The sequence below is a fragment of the Pacificispira spongiicola genome (assembly GCF_012926505.1).
GTDB lineage: Bacteria > Pseudomonadota > Alphaproteobacteria > UBA8366 > Aestuariispiraceae > Pacificispira > Pacificispira spongiicola.
Genome location: NZ_JABBNT010000001.1, coordinates 1,050,343 through 1,073,337 on the forward strand (window position 1 = coordinate 1,050,343; position 22,995 = coordinate 1,073,337).

The window sequence follows — 22,995 nt, forward strand, 5'->3', positions numbered from 1 at the left end:
TGTTCCCATATTCTTATGGTATAGTAGTTGTATGAAGACAGATGAAACAAACCTGCCGAAAGACCCGCCCAGCGTTGATCGCCGTCTTGCCGTCGGATCGGTCGCCGGCGCAACGGCGGCGCATGTCAAATCCTCCGCGGAACGCGATAGCGACACGATGGAATCGTGGCGGCGGTCCAGTCCCCGCGAACGCCGCCGCATGCCGCGAGACCCGGTGGAGCTTCACGGATTCGATCTTGAAAAGGCCACCCCGGCGACCCGTCGGGTAATATCTTCCTTTTCCGCGGACTTGGCGGAAGTCTACGAAGCCCTCGACAAGGCTGAACATCAGTTGGAACGCGCCCTTGAGGCCCGCCGCACGAATCCGTTCACCGGGCTTATGCGCGCGGACGTGTTCATGACGGAAATCGATCATCTCGAATATCTGGACCGCCAGGAAGGAGAGGGCGTGCACAGTTCCATCGCCGTCTATTCCGTGCCGGGTCTGACGGACCTCAAGGCCCGACGCGGTCGCGCCGCGGCGGAACGGATCGCCGTGCGGATCGGTCGTATTCTGGCAGATGCCGTCGCCCCCAGCGAACCCGCCTGTCGGATCGGCGACACGGATTTTGCGGTTCTGCTGACCGCCCTGTCCGGTAAACCGGCGGAAGACCGGGCGCATGCTCTGGCAAGGGTTCTTCAAAAATCCCTGGATGACTTCCCGGACCGGTTCGCGCCGCATGACCGGATCGCCTATGGGTTTGCCATGCTGGAAAGCGGTAAAAGCGCGTTGGAGACGATCGACGCAGCGGATGTCGCGCTGAGGACATTGGACGCGGAGGTAAAGACATCCTCGCGTTCGGCAACCGACGTTACATTATAGAGCGTCCGCTGATCAGGCGATGATATCCGGAACCAGCAAGGCATTCAGCCGGGACATCTGGTCCTTGATCGCCAGTTTCCGCTTCTTCATCCGTTGTAGCTGCAACTGATCGAAGGGGGCGGATTCCGAAACCCGGGAAATCATCTGGTCGAGATCGCGATGCTCTTCCGCCAATTCCGCAATACGGGCGTGGATCGCCGCTTCTTGCTCTTCATCCAATCCTGTCATCGAAAACCTGAACGATCTACGCCGGAAGGTGGGGTTCGCCGAAATGGCGCGAGCGGACTATAGGCCCTTTCCAGCGTCAGGTGAAGGGAAGAAGCGGCATGTTAGGCCGACCTTGCCATATTCCTTTTCCTTACCCACCATGCCGGCATGGAAAAGACGGAAACCCATGCCGCATTCGAGGCTTTTTGCCTGGATTTTTATAACCGCGACAGCGTTGAAAGCGCCTGTCTGGCGTTGCAGGATACCCTCGACCTTGATGTCGTGATCCTGCTTCTGTGCTGCTGGACCGGTCGGCACGGCGCCTATTTGTCGGGAGAGGTTTTAACCGCGTTCGACGCGTCCGCCCGCCCCTGGCGAGAAACCGTTGTCACCCCCTTACGCAAATTGCGGCGGCGTCTGAAATCCGCGGTCGGCGGCATGACGCCCGACATGTCGGACCCGTTTCGGGATTCCGTGAAAAAGCTGGAACTGGACGCGGAACTCCTGCTGATCGGCTATGTCGCTGCGCTGCTGGAACGGATTCCGGGAGAAAATGCTCGGGCCGCCGATCGGACAGGCGTCATTCGGGGAAACATTATCCGATACGCCGAAGGGCGCGGGTTGGACCCGGCCGATCTGCCACGCGATCATGTGGAAGTATTGGCGAAGACAGCCGCAGACCGGATGTGAACCGAAGACCCGATCCCACCTCTTAGGATCGGCTCTGCGCCAGTTCCGCGTTGCGTTCCCGCAATTCCTGAAGAAGTGCCTCGACCTTGCCGCCGCCACGGCGGATCACCGACACGAACTCTTCCTTCTGGGTGGTCACCATGGAGGCCCGTTCGACGACGATGTCGATGATCTTATTCTTGCCGTCGACCTCGTGCACGATCCAGCGAACCGTCGACGGCGGCGCGCCATCGGTCGAATGAACCAAGATCGATACCGTCGTCGATTCGCGGCTGCCTTCCTTCGTGTCCAAAAGTTCGATTTTCTGGCCGGAATAACTTTTAAACATCACGGAATATTTCCGGACGATATTCTCTTCCAGCAGATTCCGGAATTCCGCCATTTCCATATCTGTCGCCCGCCGGACATAAGGGCCTAAGACCCGTCCAGCGATAAAGTCGACATCCAGGCTGTCGCGAACCAGCTCACGAAAACGTTCCGCACGTACCGAATCGTCCAACGACGGATCCGTCAGCGCACCGATCGCCCGATCCGCGAGATTCATAATGAAGGAACCGGCGTCGTCGGATGCATGGGCCACAGACCCGAACCCGGCACGCGGTTCAGAGCGGTCCTGAAGACCAACACCAAAAGCCAGGAAAAAAGCCGTGAGACCGACCAGAAATCCGATCCGAATCATGGGAACATCCCTCAATCGGCTACCGTGTTCGCAGGAAGGGTTCCACTTGCGTCGGATACGGTATCAAGCACGTCCATATCCGCGTCGTCGAAGCTCATATCCGGGATCGCCTCATCCGCATCCGCGCCGTTCCGGATCAGACTGTTGCGCTGCTGACGATACAAGCTGCGCACCGTCGCGTAGAAGTCGAGCGACGTTTCTTCCAGATCTTCCAATTGCTTGTAATTGCGCGAGCGCGTGTCGATCGCTTCAGCCCCGGCACGGATGAACGTGTTGTTCTCGATGACAGGACGATCCGAGTTGTATCCCCACCAACGGAAGGGATCCAAACCGGAATCCACGATGAACCCGGCGAGATCGCGACCGCTGGACGGGCCCAGGAACGGTAGCATCAGATAGGGCCCTTCACCCACGCCCCAAACGGCGAGCGTCTGGCCGAAATCTTCCTCGTGATATTCGAGACCGCCGGAGCCCGCGACGTCGAAGACACCGAAACCGCCGATCGTGTTGAACAGGAACCGACCCAGCGTATCGCCGGCGCGTTCCACCTCACCCTGCATCAGGTCGTTGGCAAGGATGACCGGCGTTTTCAGATAGCGCAGGAAATTCCGGACGCCATCCCGAACCAGATCGGGGAGCGCGAATTCGTAGGCCTTGGCCACGGGGCGCAGCACGGCCTTGTCGAGCGCGAGGTTGAATTCAAAAATCGCCTCGTTGAGCGGTTGAGCGGGGTCGTTCGCTTCTTCATAGATTTCGCGCTCAACCGGGTCGGTCGGCGCGGTAGCACAGGCTGCGACGGCACCGCAAAGAATCAGTGTAGCCGCCAGAGACCGCAAACAGTTAATGAAGCGCCGAAAATCTGACATTCGGTACAAATCCCTAATCCCCGACGCCCCGGTCCGACGGCGTCAACGCGTTACCTCACCACTCACCACGGCACTGACAAAATTCAGTGCCCCGGCGCACTAATAGAAGGTCATCATATTCAAGCTCCGTTAAGAGCGTGTAAACGGACTACCCTTCGCACCGTCCCTTACGGCATACGCCTGTCGGGATAACACTAGTATCACTACGATAAAATCCTACCCTTGTAGGGAGTTACCATAGGGGTATGGACTGTTCTATAGTGCCGATTTGAAGGAACACGTTTCCTCCTCAAAGTGTTGCAAAAAAGTCCTCAACCATCCACGGGTGCGCCCTAAAAGACGCATTTCCCTCACCCCACTCACCTATCGCGCGATTCAATGCGTCACACGACCGACGGAAGGGTCCTCCGCTGAATATCCCCCATCTGCTCCCGAACGACGGTGATTTGTCGCTGCCTCTTTCCCTGGCATGTCCAATCGAATGGACCGATTATAACGGGCACATGAATGTCGCCTATTATGCCCGCGCTTTTGACATTGCTTCGGCGGCATTTCTGTCATCGACGGAATCGCCCGCCGCTCCTCTGACGCTTCTGCGAAGCAGGATCGACTATCGCCGCGAGGTCCTAGAGGGTGCCGAATTGCGTTTCGATATCCGAATTCTACCATCCGCCCCGGACTCCGGACCACATCTAGCGATATTCATGATGGCACGTCCTGAGAACGGCGCCGAATCGTATCTCGCCGCCGTGGAGCAACGGGAATTTCGGCGCCCCTGACCCGTTCCGAATAAGAATTATCGGACATCCATGAGTCGCAGCACACGGCGATCGTTACACCTGCTACGGCACACAGGATGAATTTGACAATTCAGCGTGCTTGCAAAACGGTTGAGGGGCCGGAGCAAAATGATAGCATGCCCGAACTTTGATAGGGGGCTCTGCCCGGCTTGCGACACGATCGATGACGGACCCGGCGGGGAGGCTGGCTCACCGGATTGGTGACAAGGGAGCGTGGTAGTGGAATTTTCCGAAAGTGTCGACACGGCCCGAATGCATGCGGCTAAGGCACTAGAATTACTTGATAAATATGGCATTCCGGCAACGCCGCGCAATTACGCGGTCTGGTATACCTATGTGAATGACAGATTTCCGGACCTCACAAAAACGCTGAACGTCCTGATCACCAATAAGCTGAATTTCACCTCGCAGAAGAACGACGAGCTCTACGACCGTTTCTTCACCAATAACGATGAGGGAATAGCCCTCCAGGAGACGTCGCGGCAGATAGAGGAACAGGTCGGCCGGGTCCTGACGATGATGGGCGACGCGTCGGGCGACGTTGAGGATTTCGGGAAGTCCCTGACCAACCGACTGGGCGATATCGCCAAATCATCGGGGCTGGATAGCATCCGCGACGCCGTGCAAGCATTGGCCCTGGAAACCCAGGCGATGCAACAGTCCAACGCGGTCCTGCAGGAGAAGCTGAAACAATCGTCCCAGGAAATCGCCTCGCTCCGTCAAAACTTGGAGGACGTGCAGCGCGAGGCCATGACCGACGCGCTGACCGGTATCGCGAACCGCAAGATGTTCGACACGACATTGCGCCGCCGCGCCATGGAAGCGATGGAGGAAGGCACGCCACTGTGCCTCGCCCTGACCGACATCGATTTCTTCAAAAAATTCAACGATACTTACGGTCACCAAACCGGGGACCAAGTGTTGAAGCTGGTCGCCAGCATTCTGCAAGGCAATGTGAAGGGCAATGACCTTGCCGCGCGCTATGGCGGCGAGGAATTCGCCGTAATCCTGCCGCGTACGGAACTGCCCGACGCGCACACACTGTGCGAGAAGATTCGCAACGCGGTATCGACGAAGCGCATCCGGAACCGGCAGACCGGCGAAGAAATGGGCAATATCACCCTGTCAATCGGCATCGCGGTCTTCCGTCCGGGCGAGGCCTTGTCGGATTTCATCCATCGGTCGGACGAGGGGCTGTATTTCGCAAAAGGGCACGGTCGCAACCAGACCGTCCTGGAAACGCAGCTGGAATCGGCCTGATCCGGAACCGGACCGTCGTTCGACTTCCTTGCCCGAACGCGGCATTTCTGATTCCCTGACCTCGGTCGCGCCGAACGGTCTGCTTGCCGTGCGGCGCATTCGGGCTTTGGTCCTGTCGTCAAAGTCAATTCCGGCATGAAACGTCCGGCAATTATTGGGGGAGGTCGACCGGCGTGACGGTCGAGCCTGGAAAACTTGCAAAACGCCTCGCCAAGTCGTTTGGGGACATGGCGCATAGCGAACGGATTCGATTGGCCTGTCTGGCCATTCTGGCCGGGGCGTTGGGCGGCGGTGCAGGCATATTGTTCCGCGAGACGATCGGCCTGATCCAATTCATCGCCTTCGGGTTCAGCAGCGAGCGGTTCCATTCCAACGTCGCCGATGTCCCGGCCTGGATCATTGTCCTGGCCCCGGCGGTCGGTGGGGTTTTGGTGGGCGCACTGACCCATTTCCTGATGCCCGACCGCAGGCCGCAAAGCGTCCCGGACGTTATCGAATCGGCGGCGCTCAACCGATCCCGAATGGGGAAACGCGCCGGAATCGGTGCCTTCCTGATTTCCGCGATCACCATCGGCAGCGGTGGATCGGCGGGCCGGGAAGGCCCGGTCGTCCATGCCTCCGCCGTTTTGTCTTCCCTGTTGGCGCAGGCGCTGAAACTGGACCGGGAAGTGCGGCGCAGTCTGCTGGGCTGCGGCGTCGCGGCGGGGGTGGCCTGCTCCTTCAACGCCCCGATCGCAGGCGTGTTCTTCGCATTGGAAGTCGTCATCGGCTCCTACGGGTTGAAGAATTTCGCGCCGGTCGTCGTCGCCTCCGTCACCGGAACGATCGTCAGCCGATCCTATTTCGGCGATTTTCCCGCCTTCACCATCCCGGCGCATGAAATCACGTCCTTCCTGGAATTCCCGGCCTTCGCGATCCTGGGCGCGGTCAGCGCGGGCGTCGCCATCGCCCTGGTCTGGTCCATCGACGTCGTGCGGAAGACCCACTCCAGACTGCGCATTCCCAAATTCGCCCGTCCGACCTTGGCGGGGCTTGCGGTCGGCGGCATCGGCCTGTTCTTCCCGCAGGTCATGGGCGTCGGATACGAAGCGACGGACGAAGCCCTGAACGAAATGCTGCCCTTCGCCATGCTGATCCTGCTGATCGTCTTCAAGACCACGGCGACCGCCCTGACGCTGGGCAGTGGCTTCGGCGGCGGCATCTTTTCGCCGTCCTTGTATCTGGGCGCGATGTTGGGCGGGTCCTTCGGCATCGTCGCCACCCATGTCTTCCCGCAACTGTCGTCGGGCCACGGCGCCTACACCCTGGTCGGCATGGGCGCGGTCGCGGGCGCGACCCTGGGCGCGCCGATTTCGACGATCTTCATCGTCTACGAATTGACGCAGGATTCCGCCGTCACCATCGCGGTGATGATCGCGACCGTGATTTCGACCCAGATCTTCACCACGATCTACAAACGGTCCTTCTTCCACGATCAGTTGGAACAGCGTGGCATCGTCATCCACGGCAGCCGCGAGGCGCAGATCATTCAGGACACGGCGGTGCGGGAGGTCATGGCACAGGATTATGTGACCGTCCAACCGTCGGCCCTGCTGCCGGAAATCCGCGCGAAGCTGACCGAAACCCGCTACAGCGAGATATTCGTCGTGGACGAGGAAGGCATCCTGGTCGGCACGATCCTGCTGTCCGATCTGGGCGTTCACGCCTTCACCCACGACCGGGACGACACGATCCGCGCCATCGATGTCTGCCGCCGTGCGCCCCCCGTTGCGCCGGAGGATGCGGATTTGGAACAGGCCATGACCCTGCTGGAAGACTGCAACGAGGAACATATCGCCGTCGTCCGCTCGCGCGCCGACATGCGGCTCGTCGGGGTGCTGCACGAACATGACGTCATGGCACGCTATCACCAATGCGTGTTGACGACGCGGAACGAGGATTCCCTGTGACCGGCCCGCACGCCCCCAATATTCCCACACCGAATCCGCCCCCCGACCCAAAGCCGGGCCGCGCAAGACCGACCACGCAGGATGTTCCCGCGAAAGGCATCGGCTTTTCCATCCTGGCCTCCATGCTGCTGACGGCCAGCGACACGATCGCGAAACTGCTGTCCGGCGCCTGGCCCGTCAGCGAGATCATGGTGGTTCGCGGGACGACGATCCTCGGCTTCCTCTTGATCGTAATGATTCTGCGGAGCCGTCTGCATGCATTGCGCATTCAAAATCGGGCGGTCATGGCGATCCGGGCGGCGGCGATCTGTCTGGCGACCTTCCTGTTCCTGAACGCCCTACACCGCATGCCGATCGCGGACGCCCTGTCCATCGTGTTCATCTCGCCCGTCTTCGCGACATTGCTGGCGGTCGTCTTCCTGAAGGAACGGGTCGGCTGGCGGCGTTGGACTGCCATGGGCGTCGGCTTCCTGGGCGTGCTGATCGCCCTCAATCCCGGCAATCTGCTGGGCGATCGGGTCGCCCCCTATGCGGTGGAGGTCGCCTTGCTGCCGCTTGCCACCGCCTTCATGACCGCATCGCGGGACGTCGCCTCGCGCCGCTTGGTATCGGGCGACGATTCGCTGGGCATCATGTTCTATACGGTCCTGGCCGTCGTCTGTTTCGGATTGGTCGTCACCCCCTGGTCGGAGCCTTGGCAAGCCCCGGCACCGCGCGAGGTCGGCCTCGTTCTCGGCACTGCATTCTTCATGTTCGGCGCCTATTTCCTGCAGATCGAAAGCTTCCGCTTCGCGCCGGTCAACTTGGTCGTCCCCTTCCGTTATGTCAGTCTGATCTTCGCCGCCGTGCTGGGCTTTCTCGTTTTCGGCGACGTGCCCTCCGCGAATATGGGCGTCGGGGCGCTCGTCATCGTGGGCAGCGGCCTCTATATCTGGTGGCGGGAACGGCGGAAGCGCTGACGCCCAATCCTTGTTCCCGACGGAATCGGGGCTTAGCATTCACCCAGATCCGATATTTTTCGAGACTGCTGTTGAGACCGCCGCGACGATGACTTCCGACCCGTTCGATTACGACGATATCGACCTGCCGCTGCCCAGCGGTCCCGCGCCTGCCTATCCCGGCAATCCGGTCGGCGGGGCCGGGGCCGGTGCCGTGTCCGGCCCGTCCCCCTTCGTGGACGGGTTGAACGATGCGCAGCGCGAGGCGGTGGAGGCGATCGACGGCCCGGTCCTGGTTCTGGCCGGGGCGGGTACCGGCAAGACCCGCGTGTTGACCACCCGCCTTGCCCAGATTCTGCATCACAACAAGGCGCGGCCCTATCAGATCCTCTGCGTCACCTTCACCAACAAGGCGGCGAAGGAAATGCGAGAACGCGTGTCCCGCCTTGTCGGCCCGGCGACGGAGGGCATGTGGCTGGGCACCTTCCACGCCCTGGCGACGCGCATTCTGCGCAAGCATGCGGAACTCGTCGGCCTGAAATCCAATTTCACCATCCTGGACACGGACGACCAGATCCGCCTGCTGAAACAGGTGATGGAAGTCGAACATATCGACGATAAGCGCTGGCCCGCCCGGATGCTGATCCACGTCATCCAGCGCTGGAAGGACAAGGGCCTGACGCCCGACCGTGTCGGCGCGGAAGACGCGGGAGAGATCGCCAACGGCCGCGCCGTCGCGCTCTATCGCCAATATCAGGACCGCCTGAAACAGTTGAACGCCTGCGACTTCGGCGATTTGCTGCTGCATTGTCTAACCGTGCTGACGCAGCATGAAGACGTGCTGAAAGGCTATCGCAGCCTGTTCCGCTACATCCTGGTGGACGAGTATCAGGATACGAACATCTCGCAATATCTCTGGCTGCGTCTTCTGGCGCAGGGACGGCCCGAGGGCGAACAGAATATCTGCTGCGTCGGCGACGACGATCAGTCGATCTATGGCTGGCGCGGGGCGGAGGTCGGGAACATCCTGCGCTTCGAAAAGGATTTTCCCGGCGCGAAGGTCGTCCGCCTGGAACGCAATTACCGCTCCACCCCGCATATCCTGGGCGCGGCGTCGGGCCTGATCGAACGCAACCAGGGGCGGCTGGGCAAGACCCTGTGGACCGATCGCAACGACGGCGAAAAGGTCCGCGTGCGCGGCGTCTGGGACGGCGACGAGGAAGCGCGGATGATCGCGTCCGACGTCGAAGCCTTGCAGATGAAGAAGCAACCGCTCGACGAAATCGCCATCCTGGTGCGCGCCGGGTTCCAGACCCGCGAATTCGAAGAACGCTTCATCACGCTGGGCATCCCCTACCGCGTCGTCGGCGGCCCGCGCTTTTACGAGCGCGAAGAAGTGCGCGACGCCATCGCCTATCTGCGCCTGATCCATCAGCCGGCGGACGATCTGGCCTTCGAACGCATCATCAATAAGCCCGCGCGCGGCATCGGCGCGACGACGATGCAGGCCGTGCATACCGCCGCCCGCATGGAACGCCAGCCCCTGTCCATCGCCGCAAGGCGTCTGGCCGAAACCGACGAGTTGAAGCCGGCGGCGCGGGGCAAGCTGAACGCCGCGCTGGACATGGTCGACCGTTGGCGCGACCTCGCCGCCGGGTCGGATCAGGTCGAGCTGATGGAAACGGTGCTGGAGGAAAGCGGCTATACCGATTTCTGGAAGATGTCGAAAAAGCCGGAAGCGCCGGGCAAGCTGGAAAACCTCAAGGAACTGCTGACCGGCATGGGCGAATTCGACAGCCTGGAAGGCTTCCTGGAACATGTCAGTCTGGTCATGGACGCCGAAACGGCGGGCAGCGGCCCCATGGTCTCCATCATGACCCTGCACGCGGCCAAGGGGTTGGAATTCGACACGGTCTTCCTGCCCGGCTGGGAAGAAGGCCTGTTCCCGCATCAGCGCGCCATGGACGAAAGCGGCATGGCGGGGCTGGAGGAGGAACGCCGCCTCGCCTATGTCGGCATCACCCGCGCCCGCATCACCTGCGAAATCAGCTTCGCCGCCAACCGCCGCATCCACGGCAACTGGCAGGCCGCCCTGCCGTCCCGCTTCATCGACGAATTGCCGAAGGAGCATGTCGAGATCGACGCCGACCGAGGCCTCTATGGCGGCATCGGCGGCGGCCAGGCCGAAGACCGCGCCGCCTTCTCCTTCCAGGGCTACGGCAGCAACCGGAATTTCAGTGGCGGCAGTTACGGTGGGGGTAGCGACAAGAACACCATCGACATGGTGCAGACCGGCTCAGGCGGCTCGTACACAAGTAAGGGTGGCCCCGGCTTCCAACGCCTGAAACAACGCGGCCTGTCCGCCACCCGCACGCCCTTCCGAGAGGCCGACCGCAACGAATCCCATGATTTCGGCGCGGGCGAACGCGTCTTCCACCAAAAATTCGGCCCCGGCACCATCACCGAAATCAACGGCGACCGATTGACGATTGAGTTTGATAAAGCGGGAGAGAAAACGGTTGTGGCGAGCTTCGTGGAGCGAGGGTAACAAATAGCGAATTACCTACCAGTACCCGGTTCGAGTAATTCCATGCCCCTTTCTTTCATCAGCGTCGTCAAGAAAATCGGGGCGAACAATTCCCGCTTCCAACCAAATTCTTTTCGAAACTTCTTTAGCCAGCATGAGAAACTCATCTACGTTTGGAGAACTGAAAACTCTCGACATTTTTATCTCATTTTTTTCTATGGTCTCTCCAAGACTGAACCCACCGCCTTGGGCTGGATACGAAAACTCAGACCCAAAGGGCATCACAACTCCAAATTCCAGATAAATTGGGAAAAATTCTAAGTTTGCATAATAATCAAAACAAAACCGAGACGCCCACGCAAAAAAATCCTCAATAAGCCAGCTAATTTTATTGTTCGAGCAAATCCGCGTATTTACGCCGCAAACCCTACCGTTGGTACCGAACATAGTAAGGGCATCACTGTAATGATCACCCTCTTTCGATTTACCGCCATCAAACCAATACGCAACAAATCCTGAATACGATATATCCGAATTACCAGAAGAAAGATTCGTATAAGGTACATATGTAATATTAGATCTCGCTCTTAACTCATATTTTGTCAAATCCAAGTCATAGTTCGGGGTGGCCGAGAAGTAGCAGTAATTTTGAGCCGAACCTTCAGACATCGAAATTTTACGGTTCTCGGTTCCTGGCAATGGAACAACGAGCTTTCTCTTTGCTACGTTTCTATCGATCCCAAACAGAGGTGTTTCTACGACTTTCTTTTGCCAATCTGAGAGGTCATTTTCGTTTTTATCTCTATTCGGACCTCGTGAGAGAATAGACTTCTGGATGGCCGCCGCTAGTCTCGTGCTGAAATCGTTCAGACATCTGCTCCGTTGCTTACTGTCTGAACCCATAGGTAAACTGTAGGAAAGCGGCGCTCTTCTGTGACGTAAATTAAAGGGGTATTGTTCGGGTCGACACGAGTTTAACGCTGCATTAGAAACGAAAATAACCCTTTCTTCTGGAAGAATAGCTTCCGCAATTCCGTATTCGATCAATACATTTGGGTTTGGATAAGCTCGCCCGCTTGCACCCTCAGGAACAATCGCGGGCGTTAAATCTCCCACAAATATGTCACAAGCTAATATTTTCGATTTTATTGTCGGAAAGATAGACGGAGACCCAGCAACGTCTTGGGTGTCCGAAGTAAGATCAAACCGATCAGCTTCAACAACATCTGTATTTAAATGTTGTACGGCTTGCCGCAGTGCCTCCCGAATGAAATGCCTTTGAACTTTGCCTTCATGGTCCGCCGCCCACGAATAGAATATTGTTTGGGTCACCTTTGCCCGCCTATAATTCCTAATGATTTTTATATCGTTTTAGTTGCTATTAAAGATAGAGTCACTTCAAAATGGGACACCACTTCCCCCCGGCGCTGAATCGCGGCAGACTGCCGTCATAAGAAACGCATAGCGTTCGAGAATAAGAATTTCAGGGGGAAATGTATGGCGACGTTTACGTTGATTCATGGGGCGTGGCATGGCGCCTGGTGCTGGGATTTCGTCGTGCCGTTGTTGCGGGACCGGGGCCATCGGGTGACGCGGCCCACCCTGACCGGCCTGGGGGAAAAGGCCCATCTTTTAAGTTCCGATATCACGCTGCAGACCTTCACCGACGATCTGGTCGAACATCTGGAAGACCTGGACCTGACCGAGACCGTTCTGGTCGGGCACAGTTTCGGCGGGAATGCGATTACCGGGGCGGCGGCGGCGGTGCCGGGGCGCATCCGGGAATTGGTCTATCTGGACGCGATGATCGCGCAGAGCGGCGTCGCGCCCTTTGCCACGCTAAATCAAGACGCCTGGGGTCAGCGCAAGCAGGCGGCGATGGACTCCTCCGGCGGGTTGTCCATGCCCTGCCCGCCCGGCGAAAGCTTCGGGTTGAGCGACCCGAAACAGATCGGCTGGGTCGAGGGGCAATTGACCGCGCATCCGCTGCGCACCTACGAAACCTCGCTGCTGTATGACGGGCCGCCGGGGAACGGCTTGCCCGCGCGCTATATCGTGGCGTCGAACCCGCCCTATCCGGCCCTGGCCGCGCATCTGAACAAGGCGCGGGAATTGGGCTGGCCGATCCAGGAAATCGCGTCCGGCCACGACTGCATGGTGTCCGACCCGGATATGCTGGCCGACCTTCTGTGCAAGGGGTTGGTGTCGTAGGGAAGGGTCTTGGACCGCCCTATTCCGTCTTTACCATGTCGAAAGCATAGGGCGCGGGGACGTCGTCGAACGGCCCGCCGAAGATCGGCCCGGCACAGTAGTCGACATGGCTGTCCGCCAGTTGTTGGAAAGCATGGTCGTCCGTGACGCCGGTGACGCCCGCGAAGCCGCCCATCGCCTTCGTCCGTTCCGCCGCCGTGAAGACCCAGCGCAGGTCTTCCTTGGACGGATTGCGGTGCAGGCGGACGAAGACGCCGGGAATGCCGCCTTCATGCAGGCGGCGCAGGATTTGCGCCAGATCCGTGGACAGCTTGTGCGGGATGATCAGGGCGCTCAATTTATTCGTCAGGTGCCGCAATTGGCCCGTGACGTCGCGCAGGCGGCCTTCGGGAACGCCGTCCGGGATATGCATGATATTGGGGAACAGCCGCCGCCCGACCTGTTCCGGCAGTTTCTGGAGGATCGGCAGCAGCGCCGCCTGCCCCTTGCGGCTGGCCAGGGTTTCGAAATGGATATTCGGGGCCAGGAAATTCGATTCCCCGCGCAGCAGACTTTCCGACAGCTTCAACAGCCCCCGTTCCATCGACGCGACGTCCAATTCGATGATGGTATCCGTTTCCGGCTCCCGTCCCAGAACCGAATAGTTCCACAGCGGCCGGTCCGGCGTGCCGGACTGACGCATCGGGATGCAATGGAACATGTGGACCAGTCTTTCGCTGACCCGCCAGACGGGCAGGAACTTGAAGACGATCGGTTCGTCCTCGATCAGGGCCAGCCGCTTCATCAGGTCGGAATGGTCCTGATCCACCGCCATGCGAATTTTGCGCAACTCCTCTTCCGGCGCGAAACCGATCGGCGCCGCCGTGGGCGCGGGATGCGGCGAGACCCCGATCAATTGCACATGCGCCTTGCCGCGCAGGGTCTCCAGCACTGCGTAGGGGTCCTCTGCCTTATCCAGTTTCAGGCCTTCCGCCGTCTTGACCACGCCGCTGACGGTCAGGCCCTTGGCGAAATCCTGACCAAACAGGGCCTTGCTGACCGCCGCCGCGATCCCGGCGGAAATCGCCACGGCCTTGTCGCGGTCCGTATCGGCGAAGAAGATCAGAAAGGACGCGTCCCGGCATTTGATATAGCGGTCCTTGGGATCGCAAAGCTGGGTAATCGCCTTTTCGATCAGACTGGCGACCAGCCCTTCCGTCCGGGCCCATTTCTCTTCGCCCAGTTTCTTGCGGACCTCATCCACACCGATGCAGACGATCTGACCCAGCTTCAAACCGGACAGAGAGCCCATGGCTTGAAGCGCTTCCAGCACCTCGTTCGTATATTCCAGCCGCTTTGCCTGCACCGTGTTCCCTCAACGCGCATAGCCGTTTCTTCGGCATACGCCAAAAGACTATCATAGCGGGAATTCAATAAAACCTTTTCGAGAAAACCCGACCGTATTTGAAAAACAATATTTATAAATAGTCTCGCGGCTGCGACGTCGGCCCGCTCGTTATCGACCGGAACCGGTATTGGTTTCGAGATTCCCGGCACCATAGGGGAACGGTGTCGGGATATCGTCGAACGGACCACCGAAAACCGGACCGCCGCAGAAATCCAACTGACTATAAGCGAGTTCCATCAAGGTCTTGTCGTCCGCGACCCCGGTCGCACCGGCGACACCGCCCAGCTTCTTCGTCTGTTCCGCCACGTCTGCCGTCCATTTCAACTGCGCCTTGGTCGGCTTGTCGCGCAGACGGATGAAAACGCTCGGAATGCCGCTGGCATTCATTCGTCGCAATAACGACGTAAAGTCGCGCTCCATTTTTTCCGGGTCGATAAGCACGCTTGGCAGGTTCATGACCTTCCTGATCTGGGAAATCACGTCGCGCAGACGCCCCTCCGGGATGCCCGGCGGGATGTGCATGATGTTCGGAAAGACGCGTTGCAGAATTTGCGGCGGCAAATGGCCCAGAAAGTCGTGAACCTCTTCCTTTCCCTTCTTGCTGGCCAATGTCTCGAAATGAAGATTCAACGCCAGAAAGGTCGAGTGTCCCGCAATAAGACTGTCCGTGAGCTTCAGCAATCCCCGCTCCATAACCGCGAGGTCCAGATCGACGATGTCTTCCAGTTCCGGCTCACTTCCCAGAACGGAATAGTTCCAAATCGGTTCCCCTGAAATCGCCGATTCTTTAGAGGGTACGCAGAGGAAAGTGCGCACCATCCGTTCCCGGACCCGCCATACCGGTAGGAATTTGAATTCGATCGGTGAATCCTCGAATTTAGACAACTTTCCCAATAAGTCCGTTCGGTCCTGGGAAAACGCCAGCCGCGCCTTCTTGATTTCACCGGGTTTCTTAATCTGCGATTTCGACAATTCGTCGATAGCGGCCATCGTCGACTGCCCGGCAACTCGACCGGCGTCGCCGAGCACCAGTTTTTCCGCCTTGCGTTGCAGTTCCTCCAAGACATCGTAAGGATTGCGGCCCTGATCCAGCTTCACGCCTTCGGGGGTGCTGACCACCCCACGCACCGTCAACCCGCCCATGTCTTCCTGGCCGAACAGCGCATCGTTCACCGATGCCGCGACGGACGCGGAAATCGCCACGGCCCGGTCATGGTCGGGATTGGCAAAAAAAATCAGAAAGGAAGCGTCCCGGCATTTAAAAAACCGGTCTTCGGGGCTGCACTTCTCCAAAATCGTTTTTTCGATCAATTTGGAGACAAGTTCTTCTGTTTTCGCCCATTTCCCGTCGCCCAGTGCCGCCTTGACCTCATCGACACCGATGCAAATGATCTGCCCGAGCTTTAGATCGGACAGGGCCCCCATCGACGTCAGGGTTTCCAGGACTTCGTTTGAATATTCCAGTCGTTTTGCCGGCAATCTACATCTCCGGACATCGCGTGCATGGCGGGAACCGCATCAAATCGTCAACTTACCGTAACACAACTCATTGATCGGCACACGTCCCCGAAGGGAACGGCCGCCGCGGGGTCTGCGAACCGCCGGATTCCGCTTCGGCGACCATGACTGACAACTTGCAGGGCGTGCGGTTCGCGGCTACATCAGCGCCATGACAACCGTATACAAAACAATCCTGATTCTGCCCGACGAGGCCTCGGTCGTGCCGTTTCAGCTTGCCGTGGAAGACTACAGCCTGGGCACCGCCGCCTTCGAATGGGAAGGCGGGCCGTCCTGGTCGCTGGAATTCTATACTGAAGGCATGCCGCCGATGGTCGATCTGGCACCGCGCCTGGCGCAGGCCGCGACGGAAGCCGGGGTGCCGAATCCGGACCCGATCGTCGCCCCCCTGCCGGAAATCGACTGGGTGACGGAAAATCAGAAAAGCTTTCAGCCGATCCGCGCCGGGCGGTTCTATGTGCATCAGCAGTTTCAGACGGAAAGGCCGCCGTCGGGCACGGTGCCGCTCTTGGTCAATGCGGGTACGGCCTTCGGCACGGGGACCCATGCGACGACATGGGGCTGTCTGATGCTGATCGACGGGCTGATCCGCCAGCGGGTGACGGTGAAGCGGGCACTGGACCTGGGATGCGGCACCGCGATCCTGGCCATGGGCATGGTGAAGGGCCACCTGTCCCGCCGGGTGATCGGCAGCGATATAGATCCGGAAGCCGTTCGTGTGGCGCGCGAGAACGCCGTCTTGAACGGCACCCACGGGCCGAAACTGAAACTGGCGACCGCGCCGGGCCTGACCCATCCGGTGATCCGGGACGGGGGGCCGTACGATCTGATCGTGGCGAATATCCTGGCGCGCCCCTTGATGACCCTGTCCCGGGACATCTGCCGCGCCATGACGCCCAACGGGCGCCTGATCCTGTCCGGACTGCTGATCGAACAGGAAGCGATGGTCCTGTCCGCCTACCGCATGCAGGGGTTGAGCCTGCACGGTCGGCTTAGGCGGGACGGCTGGTCGGCGCTGCTGTTGCGGCGCGGACCAGCGTCCCGGTAAGCTGTCGGCGACCGGGCGTTAGCGGGCCGTTTTTAGCGGGCCGCGGTCGCCGGGCCGGCGCCTTGCGTGTGCAGAACTCCGCGCAGTCCGCGGAACATGGTCCCGAACAGACCACGGATTGCCTGCGCGCGCATCACATGCGCCTGCTCAATGACCGCATTCAGTTCGGTCGCCGAAAGAGGGCGGTAGTGATCGTAGAGGTTATCGTGAGCCATTGTTCAAGTCTCCTTAATCGGATCTGCCAACATCCAGTTCCGGATGCCTTCATCCGCTTTTGATGTTGCAGTGCACAATGAGATAGTATGATTTCGCAGTTGCGATAAGATGGGTTCGAGTTGAACCGTTTGTTCGGTAGAGGAAAAAATAGATGGATCTTGCACCGCAGATGATTCTCTTCGCCAAAGTGGTCGAAGAAGGCGGTTTTTCGGCGGCGGCGCGGCGCGAGGGGCTGACCCCGTCCGCGATCAGCAAACAGATCGGACAGTTGGAAGACCGATTGGGCGTGCGATTGCTGCACCGCTCTACCCGGCGCATGTCGCTGACCGAGGAAGGCAAGCTGTTCTACGAACGCTGCGTCGAAATATCGAAGAAGGTCGCCGATGCGGAGGAAGAAATCGTCTCCCTGGGCGACCATCCGCAGGGATTGCTGCGCATCGCGGCCACGGTCGCCTTCGGCAAGACGCAGTTGCTGCCGATCCTGACGGAATTCCTGCGCCAGAATGAAGACGTCCGAATTTCCCTGGAACTGACGGACCGACCGATCGATCTGGTCGCGGACGAGGTCGATGTCGCCATCCGCTTCGCCGAACAGATTGAGGATTCCAGCAGTATCGTGCGCAAGATCGCCAATAACCGGCGAGTCTGCTGCGCCGCGCCCAGCTATGTTGAACGGTTCGGCTATCCCGAAACCCCGGCGGATTTGCTGAAGCACAATTGCCTGACCATGACGATCATGTCCCGCTGGAACGAATGGGAGCTGGATACGCCGACCGGGCGCGTTTCTTATAAGGTTTCGGGGAATTTCCAGGCGAACAGCGCGGACGCGGTCTATCACGCGGCGCTGGCCGGGATCGGCATCGCGCGTCTGTCGACCTATCTAATCGGGGAAGACATCGCCGCCGGGCGTCTGGTCCGTATCCTGCCGGATCATGTGTTCGAGGAATCGTCACTGCTGGCCGTCTATTCCGACCGGCACAATCTGGCGCCGAAGACCCGGGCTTTCGTGGATTATCTGGCGAAGGCGTTCTCCGGCACCCCGCCGTGGGAGCGCGGCGCCAACAGTCTTTAAGTCGGTTTAAGCAGCGTGGGACGACAGACTGTCAGCGACTGGCGCGGGCGACGGCGGTTTCCGGCGTCGCGGCTGGAACCAGCATGCCTTGCTTGTCTTCCGGCAGGTCCAGGGTGATGAAACCCTGTGTACCCGTCTCCGTATTGCCGACGGGGACGATCGCCCTGTAATACGCGGGCGTGCGCAGTCCCTCCCCTTCATACCGGGTCACACCGACATAGAATCGGGGATTGTCGCGCAGGTCGCGGTAAATTTTTAGAAACATTTTCGCCACGATCGGTGCGAATTCGGATACCCACCGTCCCTGCATCGGGCAATTCGCGGCATAGGCGATGCGTTCGCCATAGATGCGATAGCGGAAATCGTCGCGTTCCACGGAAATTTCTATTTTGTGGATATATCCGACAAGGGCGAACAAGCCGTCGATCGGCACGGATTTCGGCAAGAACCCGTCGACAGCGTTGCGATTGAACCAGTCATGCATGAACCGCTGTTCTGCACACCAATCGGCAGGATCGGTCAGTTCGTCTTCATGGGCCCTCGAACACAGTTCGAAATCGGCCTGAAGACCGTTTTCTGAACCATACATATAGAAACGCGCCATGAACCGCCCCCGATCCCTTCCAAGCAGATATTCGGATATCACAATCCGATATATAACTCTAGTAGAAATACAAAACACGACACATGGTTGTGGTAGGTTATCGCTGAACCCGCCCCGCCTGTCCAATGCCTCACCGTCGACCGCCACTTTTAATGGGATGGTTGCAGGCACGTGGCGGTGATCCTATATACCCGTCGGAGATTGATCGTTCCGAAATCCCGCCTCGGGTCCAACCATCGGAACGGTTCCGTACGAGGGGCATCCAAGCGACGCTGACAGTTCAGGTCCGGCGATGCCCGCTTAGCAAAGGAGGATTAGCATGGGTAAGGTTATCGGTATCGACTTGGGCACGACGAACTCTTGCGTCGCGGTGATGGAAGGGTCCAATGCCAAGGTCATTGAAAACTCCGAAGGCACGCGGACGACCCCGTCCATGGTCGCCTTCACGGAAGACGGCGAACGTCTTGTCGGTCCGGCGGCCAAACGTCAGGCCGTCACCAATCCGGAAAACACGCTTTATGCCATCAAGCGATTGATCGGGCGCCGCTTCACCGATGCGGAAGTGAAAAAGGACATCAAGAACGCGCCGTTTAAGATCATCAAGGCCGACGGCGGCGACGCTTGGGTCGAGGTGCGCGGCGAGAAATACGCCCCCTCGCAGATCAGCGCGATGGTTCTGCAGAAAATGAAGGAAACCGCCGAATCCTATCTCGGCGAAACGGTCGAACAGGCGGTCATCACCGTCCCGGCCTACTTCAACGACAGCCAGCGTCAGGCGACCAAGGACGCCGGCAAGATCGCCGGCCTGGAAGTTCTGCGCATCATCAACGAACCGACGGCCGCGGCACTCGCCTACGGGCTTGAGAAGAAGGGCAGCGGCACGATCGCGGTCTATGACCTCGGCGGCGGTACCTTCGACGTGTCCGTTCTAGAAATCGGCGACGGCGTCTTCGAAGTGAAGTCGACCAACGGCGACACCTTCCTGGGCGGCGAGGATTTTGACCAGGCGATCATCGATTACCTGGCCGACGAGTTCAAAAAGGAACAGGGCATCGACCTGCGCTCCGACCGTCTGGCGCTGCAACGTCTGAAGGAAGCCGCGGAAAAGGCGAAGATCGAACTGTCGTCCTCGACCCAGACCGATGTGAACCTGCCCTTCATCACGGCCGATTCCTCGGGTCCGAAGCACCTGAACATCAAGTTGAGCCGTTCCAAGCTGGAAAGCCTTGTCGGCGATCTGATCAAGCGCACGGTCGGCCCCTGCAAATCCGCGCTGAAGGATGCCGGGCTGAAAGCGTCCGAAATCGACGAAGTGATCCTGGTCGGCGGCATGACCCGCATGCCCAAGGTCATCGAAACGGTGAAGGAAATCTTCGGCAAGGAACCGCATCGCGGCGTGAACCCGGATGAAGTCGTCGCCATCGGCGCGGCGATCCAGGCGGGCGTGCTGCAGGGCGACGTCAAGGACGTACTGCTGCTGGACGTGACCCCGCTGTCGCTGGGTATCGAAACGCTGGGCGGTGTCTTCACCCGCCTGATCGACCGGAACACCACGATCCCGACGAAGAAGTCCCAGGTCTTCTCGACCGCAGAGGACAACCAATCGGCCGTGACGATCCGCGTCTTCCAGGGTGAACGCGAAATGGCGGCGGACAACAAGATCCTCGGCCAGTTCGACCTGGTCGGTATCCCGCCGTCGCCGCGCGGCATGCCGCAGATCGAAGTCACCTTCGACATCGACGCCAACGGCATCGTCAACGTCTCCGCGAAGGACAAGGGCACCGGCAAGGAACAGCAGATCCGTATTCAGGCCTCCGGCGGTCTCTCGGACGACGAGATCGACCAGATGGTCAAGGACGCGGAAGCCAACGCGGACACAGATAAGAAGCGTAAGGAACTGGTCGAAGCCCGCAACGCCGCCGACAGCGCCGTCCACACGACGGAAAAGGCCCTGGCGGATCATGGCGACGCCCTGTCCGCTGACGAGAAGTCCGCCATCGAAACGGCGATCGCGGAACTGAAGGACGTCAAGGACGGCGACGATCTGGAAGAGATCAAGGCCAAGACCGAAGCCGTGACGCAGGCGTCCATGAAGCTGGGCGAAGCCATGTACAAGGCCGCCCAGGCCGAAGCGGACGCGGGCGAACAGCCGTCTTCCGCCACGGATGACGATGGCGAAACGGTGGTCGACGCCGACTTCGAAGAAGTCGACGACGACAAAAAGGACAAGTCCTAACCAGGATTAGGGTGGGCCCCGCCGGATGGAGAAATCTTCCGGCGGGGTTCTCCTTTAGGAGGGGATGATGTCCAAACGCGATTTCTACGAAATTCTCGGCGTCCAGAAGGGCGCGTCGGCGGACGAACTGAAAAAGGCGTACCGCAAACTGGCCATGCAATATCACCCGGACCGCAATCCGGGCGACGCGGAAGCGGAAGCCAAGTTCAAGGAAGTCGGCGAGGCCTATGAAGTCCTGAAGGACGAACAGAAGCGCGCGGCCTATGACCGCTTCGGACACGAAGCGTTCGAACAGGGCGGCGGTTTCGGTGGAGCAGGCGGCTTCCGTCACGCGTCCGGCGGGGCCGGGTTCGGCGGATTCACCGATATCTTCGAGGAAATGTTCGGCGATTTCATGGGCGGTGGCGGCGGTGGCCGCGGCCGAGGTGGCCAGCGGTCCGGGCGCGGGTCCGATCAGCGCTATAACCTCGAAATCTCGCTGGAAGACGCCTTCAAGGGCCGGTCGGTCGAAATCAAGGTGCCGACGGCGGTTTCCTGCGATTCCTGTAACGGCACCGGCGCGGAAGACGGCGCGCAGCCCGTCACCTGTCCGACCTGCGGCGGCGACGGTAAGGTCCGCGCCAGCCAGGGTTTCTTCACGGTGGAACGCACCTGCCCGACCTGCCATGGCCAGGGGTCGACCATCGACAAGCCCTGCCGCAAATGCTCCGGCTCAGGCCGCATGCACAAGGACAAGACGCTCAACGTCACGATCCCGAAAGGGGTGGAGGAAGGCAACCGCATCCGCCTGACGGGCGAGGGCGAGGCCGGCCTGCGCGGCGCACCGGCGGGGGATTTGTATATCTTCCTGACCATCGCCCCGCACCGCCTGTTCGAACGCGACGGCGCGCATCTGTTCTGCCGCGTGCCGATTTCCATGGCCGATGCGGCCCTGGGCGGCGAAATCGAGGTCCCGACCATCGACGGCGGCCGCGCCAAGGTAAAGGTCCCGGAAGGCACCCAGGCCGGACAGCGCTTCCGCCTGCGCGGCAAGGGCATGCCGGTCCTGCACGGCGAACAACGCGGCGACATGTTCATCGAACTGTCCGTCGAAACGCCGGTCAACCTGTCCAAGCGTCAAAAGGAACTTCTCAAGGAGTTTCGCGACGAAGGAAAGGGCAAGAATACCAGCCCCGAAAGCGAAGGCTTCTTCGCCAAGGTCAAGGAATTCTGGGACGACCTGACGGAGTAAGGGAAACGGCGCCTATACGCTCGGCATATAGGCCGAGACGGCGCCGATCGCCCGTTCCACGTATTCTTCCTTCTGCCCGACCGGGGCGACATAGTGGATCGCCGCTTCGGCATCCGCCTTCGACGCGCCGCGCATCAGGACCCAGGCCGCCAAGTATTGGGAGGCGAGGCAACCGCCCGCCGTGGCGATATTGCCCTCCGCATAGAACGGCTGGTCCAGAACCTTTACCCCGGCTTCCACGACCCAAGGCTTTGTCGTCAGGTCCGTACAGGCCGGACGGTCGCCCAACAGGCTCAGTTTCGCCAGCAGCAGCGTCCCGGAACATTGCGCGCCGATAATCTGGCGGTCGGGATCGAGGGTGATGCGGCTGAGGATACTGTCGTCCTGTGCCACGTCGCGCGTTTTCATGCCGCTGCCGAACAGGACGGCATCCGCCTGCGCCGCGAATTCCAGGGGCTGTTCCGCCTGCACCGTCACCCCGTTCATGGAGGTCACCGTTTCCGTCGGACAGGTGATATGCGCCTTCCATCCCGCCGGTTTCATCCGGTTCAGGATTCCGGCGGCGACGAAGGAGTCCAACTCGTTGAACCCGTTAAAGGTCAGAATGGCGATCTGCACGGGCTTTTCCTGTCGACGTTTCGGCCTTTCGCCACAGGATGTCCCGCCCGCCGGACGGAACGCAACGACTGCATTG

General features: G+C 59.8%; 21 protein-coding genes. 12 read left to right on the top strand and 9 right to left on the bottom strand.

From position 1 onward, the window contains the following. Positions 1-31 precede the first annotated feature (31 nt). Entirely contained in the window at positions 32-862 is an 831-nt protein-coding gene (locus tag HH303_RS04875) for a diguanylate cyclase domain-containing protein (RefSeq protein ID WP_169624044.1), read from the top strand. A gap of 12 nt (positions 863-874) precedes the next feature. Here HH303_RS04875 and HH303_RS04880 read toward each other — a convergent pair whose 3' ends face one another. After that, complete coding sequence (locus HH303_RS04880) at positions 875-1,090, bottom strand: YdcH family protein (RefSeq protein WP_169624045.1); 216 nt, start codon at positions 1,088-1,090, stop codon at positions 875-877. Positions 1,091-1,237: 147 nt separating this feature from the next. Between HH303_RS04880 and HH303_RS04885 the strand changes: the two genes are divergently transcribed. Continuing rightward, positions 1,238-1,759, top strand: coding sequence for a TIGR02444 family protein (locus tag HH303_RS04885; RefSeq protein WP_169624046.1), 522 nt, complete (start codon positions 1,238-1,240; stop codon positions 1,757-1,759). 22 nt (positions 1,760-1,781) lie between these two features. On the opposite strand, the gene HH303_RS04890 is transcribed toward HH303_RS04885, so the two are convergent. Both HH303_RS04890 and HH303_RS04895 read right to left on the bottom strand, forming a co-directional pair. Continuing rightward, positions 1,782-2,438 carry an MlaC/ttg2D family ABC transporter substrate-binding protein gene (locus HH303_RS04890; protein WP_169624047.1) on the bottom strand — a complete coding sequence of 219 codons (657 nt, stop codon included), beginning with the start codon at positions 2,436-2,438 and terminating at the stop codon, positions 1,782-1,784. Positions 2,439-2,449: 11 nt separating this feature from the next. Then, positions 2,450-3,304, bottom strand: a complete 855-nt coding sequence (locus HH303_RS04895; RefSeq protein WP_169624048.1) for an MlaA family lipoprotein — start codon at positions 3,302-3,304, stop codon at positions 2,450-2,452. A 446-nt stretch (positions 3,305-3,750) separates the two neighbouring features. Between HH303_RS04895 and HH303_RS04900 the strand changes: the two genes are divergently transcribed. The 5 genes from HH303_RS04900 (at position 3,751) to HH303_RS04920 (ending at position 10,799) form a co-directional block, all read left to right on the top strand. Next, positions 3,751-4,083, top strand: a complete 333-nt coding sequence (locus HH303_RS04900; protein ID WP_227421518.1) for a thioesterase family protein — start codon at positions 3,751-3,753, stop codon at positions 4,081-4,083. A 240-nt stretch (positions 4,084-4,323) separates the two neighbouring features. Then, positions 4,324-5,364, top strand: coding sequence for a GGDEF domain-containing protein (locus HH303_RS20250; RefSeq protein ID WP_169624049.1), 1,041 nt, complete (start codon positions 4,324-4,326; stop codon positions 5,362-5,364). Positions 5,365-5,537: 173 nt separating this feature from the next. Then, a complete protein-coding gene (locus HH303_RS04910; protein ID WP_319637313.1) occupies positions 5,538-7,313 on the top strand; it encodes a chloride channel protein in 1,776 nt (591 codons plus the stop codon). Next, the gene (locus HH303_RS04915; protein WP_169624050.1) at positions 7,310-8,272 is read left to right on the top strand and encodes a DMT family transporter; all 963 of its coding nucleotides are present in this window, start codon (positions 7,310-7,312) and stop codon (positions 8,270-8,272) included. Before HH303_RS04910 ends, HH303_RS04915 begins: the two co-directional genes overlap by 4 nt. Positions 8,273-8,360: 88 nt before the next feature. Next, complete coding sequence (locus HH303_RS04920; RefSeq protein ID WP_169624051.1) at positions 8,361-10,799, top strand: ATP-dependent helicase; 2,439 nt, start codon at positions 8,361-8,363, stop codon at positions 10,797-10,799. A 15-nt stretch (positions 10,800-10,814) separates the two neighbouring features. Here the strand turns inward: HH303_RS04920 and HH303_RS04925 are convergent, their stop codons facing one another. Next, the gene (locus HH303_RS04925; protein ID WP_169624052.1) at positions 10,815-12,110 is read right to left on the bottom strand and encodes a hypothetical protein; all 1,296 of its coding nucleotides are present in this window, start codon (positions 12,108-12,110) and stop codon (positions 10,815-10,817) included. Between the two features lie 165 nt (positions 12,111-12,275). On the opposite strand from HH303_RS04925, the gene HH303_RS04930 reads away from it, so the two are divergent. Continuing rightward, positions 12,276-12,989: an alpha/beta hydrolase gene (locus HH303_RS04930; protein WP_169624053.1), complete on the top strand. Its 714-nt coding sequence runs from the start codon at positions 12,276-12,278 to the stop codon at positions 12,987-12,989. Positions 12,990-13,008: 19 nt separating this feature from the next. Here the strand turns inward: HH303_RS04930 and HH303_RS04935 are convergent, their stop codons facing one another. Next, the gene (locus HH303_RS04935; protein ID WP_169624054.1) at positions 13,009-14,334 is read right to left on the bottom strand and encodes a hypothetical protein; all 1,326 of its coding nucleotides are present in this window, start codon (positions 14,332-14,334) and stop codon (positions 13,009-13,011) included. Between the two features lie 150 nt (positions 14,335-14,484). Further along, positions 14,485-15,855 carry a hypothetical protein gene (locus HH303_RS04940; RefSeq protein ID WP_169624055.1) on the bottom strand — a complete coding sequence of 457 codons (1,371 nt, stop codon included), beginning with the start codon at positions 15,853-15,855 and terminating at the stop codon, positions 14,485-14,487. Positions 15,856-16,045: 190 nt separating this feature from the next. On the opposite strand from HH303_RS04940, the gene HH303_RS04945 reads away from it, so the two are divergent. Then, a complete protein-coding gene (locus HH303_RS04945) occupies positions 16,046-16,942 on the top strand; it encodes a 50S ribosomal protein L11 methyltransferase (RefSeq protein WP_169624056.1) in 897 nt (298 codons plus the stop codon). A gap of 32 nt (positions 16,943-16,974) precedes the next feature. On the opposite strand, the gene HH303_RS04950 is transcribed toward HH303_RS04945, so the two are convergent. Then, positions 16,975-17,157, bottom strand: a complete 183-nt coding sequence (locus HH303_RS04950; RefSeq protein ID WP_169624057.1) for an RSP_7527 family protein — start codon at positions 17,155-17,157, stop codon at positions 16,975-16,977. A gap of 152 nt (positions 17,158-17,309) precedes the next feature. On the opposite strand from HH303_RS04950, the gene HH303_RS04955 reads away from it, so the two are divergent. Beyond that, entirely contained in the window at positions 17,310-18,230 is a 921-nt protein-coding gene (locus tag HH303_RS04955) for a LysR family transcriptional regulator (RefSeq protein WP_169624058.1), read from the top strand. A 31-nt stretch (positions 18,231-18,261) separates the two neighbouring features. Here HH303_RS04955 and HH303_RS04960 read toward each other — a convergent pair whose 3' ends face one another. Further along, positions 18,262-18,834 (bottom strand): hypothetical protein, encoded by a 573-nt coding sequence (locus HH303_RS04960; RefSeq protein WP_169624059.1) that lies wholly within the window; start codon positions 18,832-18,834, stop codon positions 18,262-18,264. A gap of 319 nt (positions 18,835-19,153) precedes the next feature. Between HH303_RS04960 and dnaK the strand changes: the two genes are divergently transcribed. After that, positions 19,154-21,070 carry a molecular chaperone DnaK gene (gene dnaK, locus HH303_RS04965; protein ID WP_169624060.1) on the top strand — a complete coding sequence of 639 codons (1,917 nt, stop codon included), beginning with the start codon at positions 19,154-19,156 and terminating at the stop codon, positions 21,068-21,070. A 67-nt stretch (positions 21,071-21,137) separates the two neighbouring features. Further along, positions 21,138-22,301: a molecular chaperone DnaJ gene (gene dnaJ / locus HH303_RS04970; protein WP_169624061.1), complete on the top strand. Its 1,164-nt coding sequence runs from the start codon at positions 21,138-21,140 to the stop codon at positions 22,299-22,301. 12 nt (positions 22,302-22,313) lie between these two features. Here the strand turns inward: dnaJ and HH303_RS04975 are convergent, their stop codons facing one another. Next, positions 22,314-22,919: a DJ-1/PfpI family protein gene (locus HH303_RS04975; RefSeq protein ID WP_169624062.1), complete on the bottom strand. Its 606-nt coding sequence runs from the start codon at positions 22,917-22,919 to the stop codon at positions 22,314-22,316. Between the last annotated feature and the right edge of the window lie 76 nt (positions 22,920-22,995).